At 65.5% G+C, this 255-nt stretch carries 1 protein-coding gene; it reads left to right on the top strand.

Annotated features, from left to right (window positions below):
* Positions 1-255, top strand: a 255-nt coding sequence (locus R0J92_RS24610; protein ID WP_411053614.1) for a hypothetical protein, incomplete at both ends; no start/stop codon positions are given.

The raw sequence follows: 255 nt of genomic DNA, 5'->3' as shown, positions 1-255 counted from the left end.
TCTATCACTTCACCGCCAAGGTCTGCCGCGACCTCGCCTTCTTCCTCCACACCGACCCGCTGATCGAGCTGCCGCTGGTGAAGCGGGAGGAGGGGCGGGACCGGCAGGTGGTCTACTCGCCCGAGATGCGGCAGGGCGACTGGATGGACTACCAGCTCAAGATCGTGCCCTTCTCCATGGCCCGGCAAGACCCCAACCTCAAGGTCCGCCGCATGATGGAGTTCATCGCCAACGGCATCCCCGCGATCGCGCAGG

Source organism: Tritonibacter sp. SIMBA_163, assembly GCF_046535935.1.
Classification (GTDB): Bacteria; Pseudomonadota; Alphaproteobacteria; order Rhodobacterales; family Rhodobacteraceae; genus Epibacterium; species Epibacterium scottomollicae.
The sequence above is the reverse complement of the archived record's forward strand: the minus strand, read 5'-3'. Positions and strand labels throughout refer to the sequence as shown.